This is a genomic window from Ideonella azotifigens (assembly GCF_021043325.1).
Classification (GTDB): Bacteria; Pseudomonadota; Gammaproteobacteria; order Burkholderiales; family Burkholderiaceae_C; genus Ideonella; species Ideonella azotifigens.
In genome coordinates this window covers 281,636-294,247 of sequence record NZ_JAJNKD010000001.1, presented here as the reverse complement: position 1 = coordinate 294,247, position 12,612 = coordinate 281,636, and the positions used below count along the sequence as shown (strand labels likewise).

The 12,612-nt window shown below is 68.7% G+C and carries 13 protein-coding genes and 3 tRNA genes; 1 reads left to right on the top strand and 15 read right to left on the bottom strand.

Going from position 1 to position 12,612, the window contains the following annotated elements:
* Positions 1–8 precede the first annotated feature (8 nt).
* The 8 genes from LRH25_RS01250 to LRH25_RS01215 all read right to left on the bottom strand — a co-directional run bounded on the left by LRH25_RS01250 (position 9) and on the right by LRH25_RS01215 (position 4,863).
* Positions 9–83 (bottom strand) — tRNA-Thr (locus LRH25_RS01250).
* A 153-nt stretch (positions 84–236) separates the two neighbouring features.
* A tRNA-Gly gene (locus tag LRH25_RS01245) sits at positions 237–310 on the bottom strand.
* A 30-nt stretch (positions 311–340) separates the two neighbouring features.
* A tRNA-Tyr gene (locus LRH25_RS01240) sits at positions 341–426 on the bottom strand.
* Positions 427–528: 102 nt separating this feature from the next.
* On the bottom strand, positions 529–1,266 hold the full coding sequence (locus LRH25_RS01235; protein ID WP_259373849.1) for a uracil-DNA glycosylase: 738 nt from the start codon (positions 1,264–1,266) through the stop codon (positions 529–531).
* A gap of 2 nt (positions 1,267–1,268) precedes the next feature.
* Positions 1,269–2,069, bottom strand: coding sequence for an indole-3-glycerol phosphate synthase TrpC (gene trpC, locus LRH25_RS01230; protein ID WP_231010253.1), 801 nt, complete (start codon positions 2,067–2,069; stop codon positions 1,269–1,271).
* A gap of 112 nt (positions 2,070–2,181) precedes the next feature.
* Positions 2,182–3,219, bottom strand: a complete 1,038-nt coding sequence (gene trpD / locus LRH25_RS01225) for an anthranilate phosphoribosyltransferase (protein ID WP_141291856.1) — start codon at positions 3,217–3,219, stop codon at positions 2,182–2,184.
* A gap of 13 nt (positions 3,220–3,232) precedes the next feature.
* Positions 3,233–4,267, bottom strand: a complete 1,035-nt coding sequence (ltaE, locus tag LRH25_RS01220; protein ID WP_259373847.1) for a low-specificity L-threonine aldolase — start codon at positions 4,265–4,267, stop codon at positions 3,233–3,235.
* Positions 4,264–4,863, bottom strand: coding sequence for an aminodeoxychorismate/anthranilate synthase component II (locus LRH25_RS01215; protein ID WP_141291883.1), 600 nt, complete (start codon positions 4,861–4,863; stop codon positions 4,264–4,266). Before LRH25_RS01215 ends, ltaE begins: the two co-directional genes overlap by 4 nt.
* Before the next feature lie 393 nt (positions 4,864–5,256).
* Between LRH25_RS01215 and LRH25_RS01210 the strand changes: the two genes are divergently transcribed.
* Positions 5,257–5,736 (top strand): hypothetical protein, encoded by a 480-nt coding sequence (locus LRH25_RS01210; protein ID WP_231010049.1) that lies wholly within the window; start codon positions 5,257–5,259, stop codon positions 5,734–5,736.
* Between the two features lie 3 nt (positions 5,737–5,739).
* On the opposite strand, the gene LRH25_RS01205 is transcribed toward LRH25_RS01210, so the two are convergent.
* The 7 genes from LRH25_RS01205 to LRH25_RS01175 are packed head-to-tail and all read right to left on the bottom strand — an operon-like array spanning position 5,740 to position 12,587.
* A complete protein-coding gene (locus LRH25_RS01205; protein WP_231010048.1) occupies positions 5,740–7,086 on the bottom strand; it encodes a DUF4382 domain-containing protein in 1,347 nt (448 codons plus the stop codon).
* Positions 7,087–7,094: 8 nt separating this feature from the next.
* A complete protein-coding gene (locus LRH25_RS01200; protein ID WP_141287441.1) occupies positions 7,095–7,706 on the bottom strand; it encodes a DUF2059 domain-containing protein in 612 nt (203 codons plus the stop codon).
* A 23-nt stretch (positions 7,707–7,729) separates the two neighbouring features.
* The gene (locus LRH25_RS01195) at positions 7,730–9,343 is read right to left on the bottom strand and encodes an OmpP1/FadL family transporter (RefSeq protein ID WP_141287440.1); all 1,614 of its coding nucleotides are present in this window, start codon (positions 9,341–9,343) and stop codon (positions 7,730–7,732) included.
* Positions 9,343–10,446 carry a transporter gene (locus LRH25_RS01190; RefSeq protein ID WP_231010047.1) on the bottom strand — a complete coding sequence of 368 codons (1,104 nt, stop codon included), beginning with the start codon at positions 10,444–10,446 and terminating at the stop codon, positions 9,343–9,345. Before LRH25_RS01190 ends, LRH25_RS01195 begins: the two co-directional genes overlap by 1 nt.
* A gap of 2 nt (positions 10,447–10,448) precedes the next feature.
* Positions 10,449–11,216: a C39 family peptidase gene (locus tag LRH25_RS01185; protein ID WP_141287438.1), complete on the bottom strand. Its 768-nt coding sequence runs from the start codon at positions 11,214–11,216 to the stop codon at positions 10,449–10,451.
* A 45-nt stretch (positions 11,217–11,261) separates the two neighbouring features.
* Positions 11,262–11,702, bottom strand: a complete 441-nt coding sequence (locus tag LRH25_RS01180; RefSeq protein ID WP_170200839.1) for a hypothetical protein — start codon at positions 11,700–11,702, stop codon at positions 11,262–11,264.
* Positions 11,703–11,732: 30 nt separating this feature from the next.
* Complete coding sequence (locus LRH25_RS01175) at positions 11,733–12,587, bottom strand: hypothetical protein (RefSeq protein WP_141287436.1); 855 nt, start codon at positions 12,585–12,587, stop codon at positions 11,733–11,735.
* Positions 12,588–12,612: the final 25 nt, after the last annotated feature.

The following is a 12,612-nucleotide window of genomic DNA, read 5'->3' as shown; positions in this document are numbered from 1 at the left end:
GAAAGCGGTGGTGCCCATGGCGCGGATCGAACGCGCGACCTCTCCCTTACCAAGGGAGTGCTCTACCACTGAGCCACATGGGCATCGACACAGGTCTGGAAGCGCATCCTGGGAACTTGATGCATCCCGACACACCCAGACCAGTGCCGACGAATTCACACACCACTCACACACAACCCGAGCATCCAGCCAGCCCAACAGGCCGACCTGACGCCACAACCCCACGGCCTCGCTCATGGAGCGGGAAACGGGAATCGAACCCGTGTCATTAGCTTGGAAGGCTAAGGTTCTACCATTGAACTACTCCCGCGGGGATTCGTTCCTCGAATTGTGCCCTGCCTGGTGGAGGAGGCTGGATTCGAACCAGCGTACGCGTTAGCGGGCAGATTTACAGTCTGCTGCCTTTAACCACTCGGCCACCCCTCCGTGCAGAGCCACAGACTATAGCATGCTTTTATTTGCGAAAACAAGCCTCCAGCGCGGTGGTGCAACGCAACATCGCAGCGCCAAGGCAGGCGCCGGCCTGGCTCAATCCAAAGACCAGTCCAGGCCAGGCACCGCCGCCATGGCGGCCGAGAAATGCCCACAGCCAATGAAGGGCACGGGCGGCCGACGCGCCGACAGCGGCGAAGGGTGATTCGACTGCAGCAGCAGATGCCGCCCAGGCGCCGCCTGCTCGATCAGTCCGGCTTTGGCCTGGGCGTGACCGCCCCACAGCATGAAGACGGTCGGCGCTGCACGCTGGGCAAGCGCCAGGATCAGCGCATCGGTCAGCGCTTCCCAGCCGCGCTTGGCATGGCTGCCCGGCTGCCCATCTTCCACCGTGAGCGAAGTGTTCAGCAGCAGCACGCCGCGCTGCGCCCACTTCAGCAAGTGCCCATGGCCGGGCGGCTTCAGCCCCAGGTCACGTTGCAACTCGACAAAGATGTTGCCCAGGCTGCGTGGCGGCTTGACGCCCGGCGGGACCGAAAACGACAAGCCCTCGGCCTGACCCGGCCCGTGGTACGGGTCCTGGCCCAGGATCACCACCTTGACCGCCGCCAGAGGCGTCAAGGCCAGCGCACGCAGCGGCTCGCCGGGATAGATGGTCGCCCCGGCCTCGCGGCGGCCGTCCACATGCGCCACCAGCGCCTGGCCGGCCGCGCTGGCCCGCCAGGCCTGCACCATGGGCTGCCAATCGGGCGCGGTGTCCGCCAGCAACTCGCCCAGCGGCCGCGTCAGCCGGTTGCCAGGCAAGGCCGCCTGGCCAAACAGATCGCCCGCCATGCTCAGGCGGACGTGCCGAACAGCGCGGCCAGCGCCTCGCCAGGCTGCGGCGCGCGCATGAAAGCCTCGCCGACCAGGAAACTGGACACGCCGGCCTCGCGCATGCGCGCCACGTCCGCCGGACCCAGGATGCCGGACTCGGTGACCAGCAACCGGTCCGCCGGAACGTCGCGCTGCAGGTCCAGCGTCACGTCCAGCGACACCTCGAAGCTGCGCAAGTCGCGGTTGTTGATGCCCAGCAGCGGCGTGCGCAGGCGCAGCGCGCGCGCCAGTTCCTGCGCGTCGTGCACCTCCACCAGCACGTCCAGCCCAAGCGCCATGGCCGCGGTTTCCAGGTCGGTCATCTGGCCATCACTTAGGCAGGCAGCGATCAGCAGGATGCAGTCCGCACCCATCGCGCCGGCCTCCATCACCTGGTATTCGTCGACCATGAAGTCCTTGCGCAGCACCGGCAGCGCGCAGGCGGCGCGCGCCTGCTGCAGGTAGGTCGTCGCGCCCTGGAAGAACTGCGCGTCGGTCAACACGCTGAGGCAGGCCGCGCCGTGGGCGGCGTAGCTGGCGGCGATCTCGGCCGGCACGAAGGGTTCGCGCAGCACGCCTTTGCTCGGGCTGGCCTTCTTGACCTCGGCGATCACCGCCGCCTGGCCGCTGGCCAGCTTGGCACGCAGCGCCGCCTCGAAGCCACGGCGCTCGCCGCGCCGCTGCTCGGCTTCATCGCGCAGGCTGGCCAGCGAGCGCTTGGCCCGGCCCGCCGTCACTTCTTCATACTTGACCTCGACGATGCGCCGCAGGATGTCCGGGATCATGTCAACTCCCCGATTGCCGGGTACTGCAATCGACCCTCCGAGAGGGTCGGGCCTTGCTTGGGGCGGCCCGGCGCTGCGGCCCGCGGAGACTGTTGGTTCATGCGGCGCATCATGCTGCAGGCCGGAAGCGGTTGGTCACGGCGATGAACTGTTCCAGCTTGGCCTTAGCCGCACCGGACGCCACGGCTTCCCGCGCGCGCTGCACGCCTTCGACCACCGTGCGCGCCACGTTGGCGCAATACAGCGCCGCACCGGCGTTCAGCAGCACGATGTCGCGCACAGGGCCGTCCTCATTGCCCAGCGCGCGCTGGATGCAGGCCACCGACTCGGCCTGGTTGGCCACGCGCAGCACGCGGCTGTCGTAGACCGGCAGGCCGAAGTCGGCCGGATGCACGGTGTATTCGCGCACCTCGCCGTCCTTCAGCTCGCCCACCATGGTCTCGCCCGACAGCGAGATCTCGTCCATGCCGTTCATGCCGTAGACCACCATCACGTGCTCGGCCTGCAGCCGCTGCAGCACGCGAACCTGGATGCCGACCAGGTCCGGGTGGAACACGCCCATCAGCTGGTTCGGCGCACCGGCCGGGTTGGTCAGCGGGCCCAGGATGTTGAAGATGGTGCGCACGCCCAGCTCCTTGCGCACCGGCGCCGCATGCTTCATGGACGCGTGGTGGTTGGGCGCGAACATGAAGGCGATGCCGCACTCCTCCAGGCATTCGGCAACCTGCTGTGGCGACAGTCCGATGAAGGCGCCCAGCGCCTCGACCACGTCGGCGCTGCCGGAGGTGGACGACACGCTGCGCCCGCCATGCTTGGCCACGCGCGCGCCAGCCGCGGCGGCGACGAAAGTCGACGCAGTGGAGATGTTGAAGGTGTGCGAGCTGTCGCCGCCGGTGCCGACGATGTCGACCAGGCCGGTGCGGTCGGCCACCGGCACCAGCGTGGCGAACTCGCGCATCACCTGCGCGGCAGCGGCGATCTCGCCGATGGACTCCTTCTTCACGCGCAGGCCGACGGCAAAGGCCGCGATCATCACCGGCGACATCTCGCCACTCATGATGCGGCGCATCAGCGTCAGCATCTCGTCGTGGAAGATTTCGCGGTGCTCGATGACGCGGGTCAGCGCGTCGGTGTTGCTGATGCTCATGGCGGAATCCGGTTCAGTGCAAGGTTTCACGCAGGATGGCGATGGCCTGCTCGATTTGTTCGCGGCTCACGTCCAGGTGCGTGACAAACCGCAGCTGGTACAGGCCGGTGCAGCGCAGGCCACGCTCGGCCAGGCGCTCGACCACGCCACGCTCGCCCCGCTGCGCCAGTTCAGGCGCCAGCTCGACGAACACGATGTTGGTCTGCGGCGTGGTGACGCTGACACCCGGCAGCCCGGCCAGGCCTTCGGCCAGCAGCCGCGCATTCGCGTGATCCTCGGCCAGGCGGTCGATGTGGTGGTCCAGCGCATGGTTGGCCGCTGCCGCCAGCACGCCGACCTGGCGCAAGCCACCGCCGGTCATCTTGCGCCAGCGGTGCGCCCGCGAGATGAACGCCTGCGAGCCGCACAGCATCGAGCCGATGGGCGCGCCCAGGCCCTTGCTGAAGCAGACCGAGACGCTGTCGAACAGGCCGGCGATCTCGCGGGCGGCGGTGCGCGCATCACCGCCCTCGCCCGCCGTGGCCACGGCCGCATTGAACAGCCGCGCGCCGTCCAGGTGACAGGCCAGGCCGCGCTCGCGGGCCAGTGCCGTGGCGTCGCGCAGGTAGGCCATGGGCATCACCTTGCCGCCGAGGGTGTTCTCCAGCGCCAGCAAGCGGCTGCGCGCGAAGTGCGCATCGTCGGGCTTGATGGCCGCGGCAATGTCGGCCAGCGCCAGCGTGCCGTCCGGCTGGTGGTTCAGCGGCTGCGGCTGGATGCTGCCCAGCACCGCGGCGCCGCCGCCTTCCCAGCGGTAAGTGTGAGCCATCTGGCCGACGATGTATTCGTCACCACGCTGGCAATGCGCCATCAGCCCGCAGAGGTTGCTCTGCGTGCCGCTGGCCATGAACAGGCCGGCCTCGAAGCCCAGCATCCTGGCCAGGCGCGCCTGCAAGGCATTGACCGTCGGGTCGTCGCCGAACACGTCGTCACCAACTTCAGCGCCGGCCATCGCCTCACGCATCGCGGCCGTTGGCTGAGTGACCGTGTCACTTCTTAAATCGATCATGCCGCCACCCCAACGCGGCTCATCTGGATGAAGTTGCGCAGCATCGCGTGGCCATGTTCGGACAGCACCGATTCCGGGTGGAACTGCACGCCTTCCAGTGGCGCGGCGCTGCCGGCCAGTTCGCGGTGGCGCACGCCCATGATCTCGCCGTCGTCGGAGGTGGCACTGATCTCCAGCTCGGCCGGCAGGCTCTCGCGCTCAATGGCCAGCGAGTGGTAGCGGATGACGGTGAATTCTTCCGGCAAGCCTTCGTAGACGCCGCGGCCATCGGTGTGCAGCCGGCTGGTCTTGCCGTGCATCTGCTTTTGCGCCCGCACGATCTTGCCGCCCAAAGCGGCGCCAATGCTCTGGTGCCCCAGGCACACGCCCAGGATGGGCAGCTTGCCGATGAAGTGGCGAATGGCCGGCACGCAGATGCCGGCTTCGGCCGGCGAGCAGGGCCCGGGCGAGAGCACCAGCATCTCGGGCTTCAGCCCGGCAATGCCTTCCAGCGTGATCTCGTCATTGCGGTAAACCTTCACCTCCTGGCCCAGTTCGGCAAAGTACTGCACCAGGTTGAAGGTGAACGAGTCGTAGTTGTCGATCATCAGCAGCATGTCGCTCGGTCCTCGATGTCCAGGGCCCGCGGCGGGGCCGGTTCGCTAGCGTGATCCTCCCATGACGGCCGGCGCAACAGGCGACTCGGCGGCTTCGCAGCTTGGCGGCGGGAGGACAAACGGTGCGCCGGGTGGGCGCGAAAGTGACGGCGCCGGTGGGCGCAGGGGGGTGGTGTTATGCAGGCTTGCGCCAGCGCCAACCAAAGCGCTGCGTTGCGGGGAACAAACGCGTGCAGGACATGGCCGCCATTATGACCCGTGGCCTGCACCGCGCCAGCGCCGGCGCAGCGCGACTTCCGTCACACCGTCGCCCCGGCGCCAGCGCCATGCCGCTACAGCCTGGCCCAACCCGGCCGAAGCCTTGCGGACAACCACTCTCTCGGAGACCCGCCAATGGCCGCTGCCGCCCTGCCCGCTTTCTCCCGCACCCGCCTGTCACAGCTCGCGCTGGCCGCCCTGCTGCTGGCCGGCGCCATCAGCCAGGTCAGGGCCGACGAGCTTTCGCACCTGCAGCGCCTGGACGACACGGCGCTGTCCGACGTGCGCGGCGCAGGCCTCGACCCCGCCCAAAGCCTGGCGCTGCTGCAAGGCACCGCGCTGCCGATGATGGCGGCCGACGGCGGCAGCACTGCGCTGACCGATGCCCAGCGCTCGCTGCTGGACACCGCGCTGGCCGAGCGCCAGGCGCAGGCCTTGCGCCAGTTCGCCACCAGCACCGGCATGCAGACGGGCCTGAACAGCGCCGCGCTGATGGCGCAGGTCACCGTGCCGCTGACGACGGCCATTCCGGTGCTGCTGTCGATGATCGGCCTGCCACTGCTGGGCATCCTGCCGACGCTGCCGCCACCGGCCAAGCAACCCCAGAAGAGCTGACGCTCAGGGCGCTGCCGGCAGCCGCCAGACGCGTGCGGCGGCGCTTTCCATCGGCCCGAGCTGGGCCGCGGTGCTGCCCGAGGCCGGCAGCAGCAAGCGTCCGCCGCCCGCGCCTTCCTGCGGCGTGGCGAGGGTCACGACCTGGCTCAGGCCGCTGTCCCAGGTGATGCTGTCCCAGTCGCTGTCGACCCAGTATTGCGCCACCGGCCAGGTGCCTGTGCTCGGGTCCAGCCAGCCTGCGGCGCGCTGGCGCGGCCGGTCCCCGGGCAGGGTCTGCACCGCGCGCATGGCGCGCACGTCCGCCGGCGCGGCCGAGGCCAGCTGGACCGTGTGCGCAGCGGTCGCCAGGCTCAGCGGCAACGGATGGGTCTGGTCACCGATCAGCGCCAGCAAGGCCGCCGTCAGCGGCGCCAGGTCCACCGCCACCTTGCGCAGCAGCAGCGGCCGCATGTTCTGCCCCTGCACCAGCACCTCGACCTCGGCAAGCGGCGGCAGCGGGTACAGGCCGATGGCGCCGCTGGCGCCCACTGCGACCGAGCGCACCCATTCGAGGTGGCTGCCGTCGGCGCTGGGCGCCAGCACATGCGCTTCCAGCTTGCTGATGCAGCTGCCGGCCGGCGGCGCGCCGGCGGTGCCGCAGACGTTCGCCATGTCGACCAGGCCGGCAATCGCGCCGGTGCTGGCCAGGCCGTAGGCGCGCGGCTGGCCGGCCAGCAGGGAGCGCGTGCTGCCGTCCGTCGCGCTGGCGTTCAGCCAGGTCACGGCCTCCTCGGCGCCCAGCTGCACCGCCAGGTTGGTGGCGGTGTCGGTGGCAATGTCGGTCGCGCCGGAGGTGACCGGCAGCGAAGGCGCAGTGCTGCTCGTTTCCAGCGGCAGCCGCTGCGTGCCGCCGTCCGACAGCATGCGTTCAACCTCGTTGTTGTGGCTCAGGCCCGCGCTGCCGGCGACCGGCAGCAGCGTGCCGTCGGTCGGTGCCAGCAGCAGGCGCAGCTGCGCGTAGTGGCCGGTCGCAATGCCGAGGCCACTGAGCAGCGAGACCGAGCCCCCCGCGGTGCCCAGCGCCACCAGGTCCACCGTCACCGGCATGGTCGGCTGCAGGCGGACCCAGGTGCTGTCGTGCTCGGCGTAAGCCTGGTTGGCATCGGTGTGCAGCGCCACGCCGGTCACGGTGACCCACACATGGCTCAGCCGCCCAGGCAGGCTGCCGACCAGCGAGACCGACAGGCCGCCGCGGTCGGTGGTGCCGGGGTCTGGCTGCGTGGGCGTGTTGCCGCCGGTGCCACCGCCGCAGCTTGCCATGGCCAGGCTCAGGGTCAGCAGGCCGGCGGCGCGCGCGAGAGCGGTGCGCATCACGGCCTTCAGGGCACCATCGCCGCGGTGCGCAGCTTGGTGGCAATGGCCTGCTTCATCGTGTCCAGCTTGGGCTGCACCTGCGGGCCAGCATCGGTGGCGACCTTGTCACCCACCGCGCGCTCCAGCTGCGGCACCAGCTGCTCGAACTTGTGTTTCACAGGCGATTGCAGCAGCGCAATCAGCTGCTTCAGCTCGTCTTCGCTGAACTGCTGGGCCAGCATCTTGCCGGCCGTCTGCGGCACGGCCTTGGCTGCAGCGGCCTGGGCGATGGGCGTGGCCTCGTCGATGTAGCGCTGGGCATCGGCCGAGATGGCCTTCATCGTCGCCTCCTGCTTTTCGGCGCTGACGCGGCCCTGCATCGCAATGCGGCTTTGCTGCACCGCGTCGGCCGCCGGCCGCTGCACCATCACCAGCGCCACGCTCTCCGGGTGCCACAGCGTCAGCAGTTGGTCGACCAGCGCCTGCTTGGCGGGCGAGACCGGTGTGTCGGCCACGGCCGGCAAGGGCGGCGCGGGCGGCGCGGCGGTCTGAGCGGCCTGGCTGGAGAAGGTGGTGGCGAACAGCAGCGCGCAGGCGCCAAGGCGCAGCGTGGTGAGGAGGCGAGCGGAAGCAGTCATGACAGGAGCGGGGAAAGGAAGGCTCAGAACGGATGCGTCATCGTCACGCCGCCGTAGCGCAGGACGGTTTCGCCCTGCACGTCCAGCCCGGCGTAGGGGTTGTAGATGACGTTGAAGAAATCGGTGCAGTTGAGGTTGCAGCTGGCGTTGGCCGGCACCTTGTAGCGGCCCTTGGCGACGCTGGCACCAATGTCGAAGCGCGTGCCGTCGCTGGTGGTGTAGCTCACGCCCAGGCTGCGCACCTTCATGTCGGGCAGCGGCGCGATCAGGTCCAGCTTGTCGGTCGGGATCGAGCTCTTGCGCGGCTCGTAGCCAAAGCGCAGCTTGAGCTTGTCGGTCACCGTGATCTCGCTGCCGAAGCCGTAGTGGATGTTGCTCTTGTAGCCACGCGGAATCACCAGCTTGGAAGAGTCGGCCTGGCCGAACAGCCGCGCCATCTGCAGCAGCTTGACCTGCTTGTCGAACTGGAAGGTCAGCTTGTCCCACTGCGACCAGTCGGTCCAGTTGGCGTCCACGTTGAACTGCAGCCGGTCGATGGGCTTGACCTTGAAGCCCAGCTGCGCATGAGCCGGAAACGGCAGCACCAGCGTCACGTTGCCGGACTGGTTCTCGGGGATGGACGTGGGCAGGCCCAGCGTGGCCGCGGCGATGGGCCCCAGCAGCGACGAATACATGCCTTCGACGAACTTGCGGAACATCGGCTCCGCCTCGAAGTTGTAGCGCCCGGTCAGCACGGTGCGCGAGCCGCTCTGGTAGACCGCGCCGAAGCCCAGCCAGTCCTGCGGTTCCCACAGCAGGCCGATGTTGAAGGTCGGGTCTGCCGGCGCGGTGGCCTCGAAGCGCATGTTGCCGGCCTTTTTGAACGGGTCCAGCCGGCCCTCCTTGCCACCGCCGCACAGGCCGAAGGCAAAGGCGTCCAAGGGGTTGCCGTTGTCGCCGCACCAGGCTTCCTGCAGCTTGCCGAAAATGCCGATCAGCTTGTTCGGGAAGCGCATGTCGGTGTCCAGCGCGAAGCCCTGGTGCGCGATCGGGATCGCCAGGCCGACGCTGAAGGTGTCCGACACCTTGTAGGCCACCGAAGGCGAGGCATAGACCAGGCGCTGGATCACCACCTTGCGGCCGTCGAAGCGGGCTGGGTCGTCCGGGTTCTTGGTGCGGTCGATGCCAACCGCCTGCGGGATGTAGACGCTGGTGGCGAAGGTCCACGGCGAGCCGGGCTGGTTGAACGCCAGGCCCAGGCCGGCCGCCACCGCAATCGGCATGCGCCAGTTCGGCACGCCGGCAATCGGCAGGAAGATGGCCTGCCGGTTGTGGGCGCTGACGGTGCCGTCCAGCGGATCCTCCTTGAAGCCGCCCACATCGAAACCGTCCGGCTGGTGGAACGAGGTGGTCATGCGGATGCTCGCGCCGAACACCGTGTCGGCGCGGGTGTGCCCTTGCAGCTTGCTCAACCCCGCCGGGTTGAAGTGCACCGCTTCCAACCCGTGCGGATCGGCGGTCACCGCATTGCCCATGGACATGGCCGCCGGGCTGACCGCCAGGTTCTCGGTCAGCGAAGCACGGGCCGCCGAATGGATCAGGCACAACCCAGCGCCGGCCGCTGCAGCGCACCGCCGCCACAGACGCGCGGCCCTCATCAGAAGCTCAGCGGCATGTTCAGGCCCAGCGTGAAGTCCGGCGAATCGGTGCTCAGGCCGACGCCGACGGTCACGTTGACCGTGGTCTTGGGCGACACGCGCAGGCCCAGGCCGAAGTTCAGCATGCCCGAGGTCTGCGTGGCCGTCAGCGAGGAGCTGGTGGTGCGCGCCTCATCGTCGGTGACGAACTTCAGCTTGCTGCGCGCCGAGATGGTCTCCTGCAGCGACATGGTGGTCGAGACCTTGTACGACAGTGCATAAGCAAAGCCGAAGCCGAAGCCCACCGAGGTGCCGGGCCGCACCTCGGTCAGGATCAGCCCGTCGCGCTCCTGGCTCAGGTTGCGCGCCGGCAGGTTGAAGGTGAAGTTCAGCGAGCCGAACAGCGCCACCGGGTCCAGCACCTGCGAGACATTGCCGCCCAGCGTGATGGCGGTGTTGCCCGAGCCGGTGGCCACGTTTTGGCCCACGATGGTGGTGTACGGGCTGCGGCCGGTGGGCAGGCGCAGCGAGGCACTGCCGGTGTAGGTCGGGCCGTCGCGGTGCAGCGCAAACGGCTGCCAGCGCAGGCCCAGCGAAATGTCGCCCAGGCCGTGCGAGATGCCGCCGAAATCGGTGCTCTGCGAATAGCGGCTGACCAGCGGCAGCGTGAAGCTGCCGGTCAGGTTGTCCAGCAGGCCGTAGTCCACCGAGCCGGTGTTGGTGATGGTGTGGGCGCGGGTGTTCTGGATCTCGAACAGCGTCAGCGTGCTGTCGGTGAACTTGGCGTTGATGGTCTCGGTGCCGATGTACGAGTAGTTCAGGTCGTAGGTGGCCGACACCTGGCCGGCCTTCAGCAGCGAGTACTGCTTGTCGGCGGCAGACAGCGTCTCCTTCAGCAGCGTGGCCTGGTTGATGTCGCCTTCACGAGCCTTCAGCGCATCACGCGCGGCGTCGGCGTCCGGCACTGCGGGTGGCGGCACCGGCGCAGGCTTGCCGGCTTCGGTCCCGGGCGGTGCGGGAGACTGGCTCTGCGCGCAAGCGAGGCCGCTGGCCAGGGGCAGCCCAATGGCCAGCGCGAGGGCCGCAGCGGCGGCCAGGGGAGAGAGAGGTGAATGCAAACGCATGGTCATTGACGTCGGAAAAAGAAATTGCCGAATCCAGCCTGCACCGCGCGCTCCAGCGCTTCGCGGTGGTTCATCGTGTCGAGCACGGCAGGATCACGGAGCCGGTCGATGTCGATCACGCCCATTTCCTGATCGCTGAGCGCAAGCGCACGCGGCAGGGAGCTGACGCTGGCCGGCGGATAGATGATGAACAAGGTGTTGCGGTCCCACAGCTGGGCAAAGTCCTCCTGCGAAAAGACGATGTGCCCTGCGGCGGGATCAGCGAGGAAGACTTTGCCGCCGCGCAGGCCGCGGAAGACCACGAAGTGCTTGAAGCCGGCGTAGTCGATGGGCACGATGGCCGGGTCCTTGAGCGCCGCCAGGTCGCTCAGCTCGGCCTTGAAGCCGGCGCTGTTGCTGCCCAGCGTGGCGACATAGCGCTTCATGTCCAGCAGCGAGAAGCCGCGGCGGGCAATGATCTTGTCGCTCTCGCCGAACTTCAGCATGCCTTCCATGGACTGCTGCTCGGTCACTGGATACCCGAGGTGGTAGCGCAGCACGGTGGTCAGCGCGGCCGAGCCACAGCTGTAGTCATAGGCCTGGTGGACGATGTTCTCGAACTTGAACTCGCTCTGTGGCCGCATCACGACGGACTCCGGCGCCGGCCCGCCACCGACCGCCTGCATCGGCAGCTCGAACTGGTTGGCCGGCCGGTCCTGCGGCTCAACCTCGGAGCTGACGCCAGCACCGGTGATGGCCGACGCGATGACGCCGAGAAGAATGGTCCACATGGGAAGGGTCCAGGGAAAGGCGGGAAGACAGGCAGGGCGGGCGGCTCAGCGCGCCCACATCAGCACATGGCCGGTCATGGCACCGGCGCCATTGAGCATCAGGCTGCCGAAATTGCCGGCGCCGGGCGCGGCAAGCGGATCGGTCTGCACCGACAGTGCGCGCACGCCGAACTGCTCGAAGCCGACAAAGCCCGGCAGGCCGAGGTCCAGGTAGTCGCTGCCGTCGGCGTGGCGGCGCAGGTTCAGCGTGATGTTGTAGAGGTCCATGATGCCGCCCAGGCCGTGCATCACCAGGTACACCGGTTGCAGCGCATCGCCAAAGCCGACGACCAGATTGGGCTGCATGGCCTGTCCGCTCAGCAGCCCCGAGTTCAATTCGAGGTGCACGCCCAGGCCGATGCCCGCTGCACTCACCTCGGACAAGGCCGCGTCGTCCAGCGGCTGCGGCGCCGCGTGCACGGACACAGCCAGCCACAGCAGGGTCACGAGGGCGAAAGCCGACTGCCAGCGCATGGCTCAGGACCCGGGCCGCAGCCGGATGTCGACGAAGTTGATCTGCATGCTGCCGATGCGGCTGCTGCCCAGGTCGGTGACACCGGTCACCGGACTGGTGAAGCGGATGTTGTCAATCGCCAGGCCAGCGCGCGGCGCGCCGTCTGCCGTCGTGTTCCAGTCGACCAGCAACTGCAGTGCCGGGCCTTTTTCATCGGTGATGGCGCGCAGCAGGCCGGGCTGCGTCGTCACATCGGCCAGCGCCCAGGGCTGGTGGGTGAACTGGCCGTTGGCATCGACCGCGCCCAGGCGCAGACCCGAAAGGCGCAGCTCCTCGCTCGCGTTGACTCGGCCCAGCGGGCGCAGCACCAGCGCGCCCAGCTCGGCCCGCAGCGACAGGCCAAAGCCGATGCCGGTGGACACGTCCGCCTGCGTCGGCGTGCTGAGCTGCAGGCCGCCGCCATAGAAGGCCAGGTCCTGCAGCACCAGCGCGCCCAGATCGTGCGTGAGGTCGCTGGCATTGACGCTCAAGTCGCCCGCGAACTGCCAGCGCTGCAGGCCGGCGGTGTTCAGCGGCTGGCTCAGCACCACCATGTCGGCCAGGCCGCCGCCGCGCCGTTCGATCCACAGGCTGTACGGGTCGTCGAAGCTGTGGTCCGGGTCGTCGGAGCGCGAGATCGCCAGGTCGCCGAACTTCAGCGATGCGCCTGCCGGCGAGGTGTAGGTGAAGCTGAGCTTGCCCGAGAGCGAGAAGTCCTGCAGGTTGAAATTGAAGCCATCGCCGCCGGCCACACGCGAGAGCGCGCCGTCGTCCAGTGGCTGCAGCGCAAGGGCGGGCGGCGCGAGCACGAGGCCCAGCGCTGCGCCGAACGCTGCCACCAGCGTTCGGTACCACCCTGCCCTG

Coding starts and splice junctions, on each gene's coding strand:
- LRH25_RS01215 (WP_141291883.1), bottom strand. CDS start 4,863: ATGCTGCTGATGATCGACAACTACGACTCGTTCACCTTCAACCTGGTG.
- LRH25_RS01200 (WP_141287441.1), bottom strand. CDS start 7,706: ATGACTGCTTCCGCTCGCCTCCTCACCACGCTGCGCCTTGGCGCCTGC.
- trpD (WP_141291856.1), bottom strand. CDS start 3,219: ATGAGCATCAGCAACACCGACGCGCTGACCCGCGTCATCGAGCACCGC.
- ltaE (WP_259373847.1), bottom strand. CDS start 4,267: ATGATCGATTTAAGAAGTGACACGGTCACTCAGCCAACGGCCGCGATG.
- LRH25_RS01205 (WP_231010048.1), bottom strand. CDS start 7,086: ATGCGCACCGCTCTCGCGCGCGCCGCCGGCCTGCTGACCCTGAGCCTG.
- LRH25_RS01210 (WP_231010049.1), top strand. CDS start 5,257: ATGGCCGCTGCCGCCCTGCCCGCTTTCTCCCGCACCCGCCTGTCACAG.
- LRH25_RS01185 (WP_141287438.1), bottom strand. CDS start 11,216: ATGTGGACCATTCTTCTCGGCGTCATCGCGTCGGCCATCACCGGTGCT.
- LRH25_RS01235 (WP_259373849.1), bottom strand. CDS start 1,266: ATGGCGGGCGATCTGTTTGGCCAGGCGGCCTTGCCTGGCAACCGGCTG.
- LRH25_RS01190 (WP_231010047.1), bottom strand. CDS start 10,446: ATGCGTTTGCATTCACCTCTCTCTCCCCTGGCCGCCGCTGCGGCCCTC.
- LRH25_RS01195 (WP_141287440.1), bottom strand. CDS start 9,343: ATGAGGGCCGCGCGTCTGTGGCGGCGGTGCGCTGCAGCGGCCGGCGCT.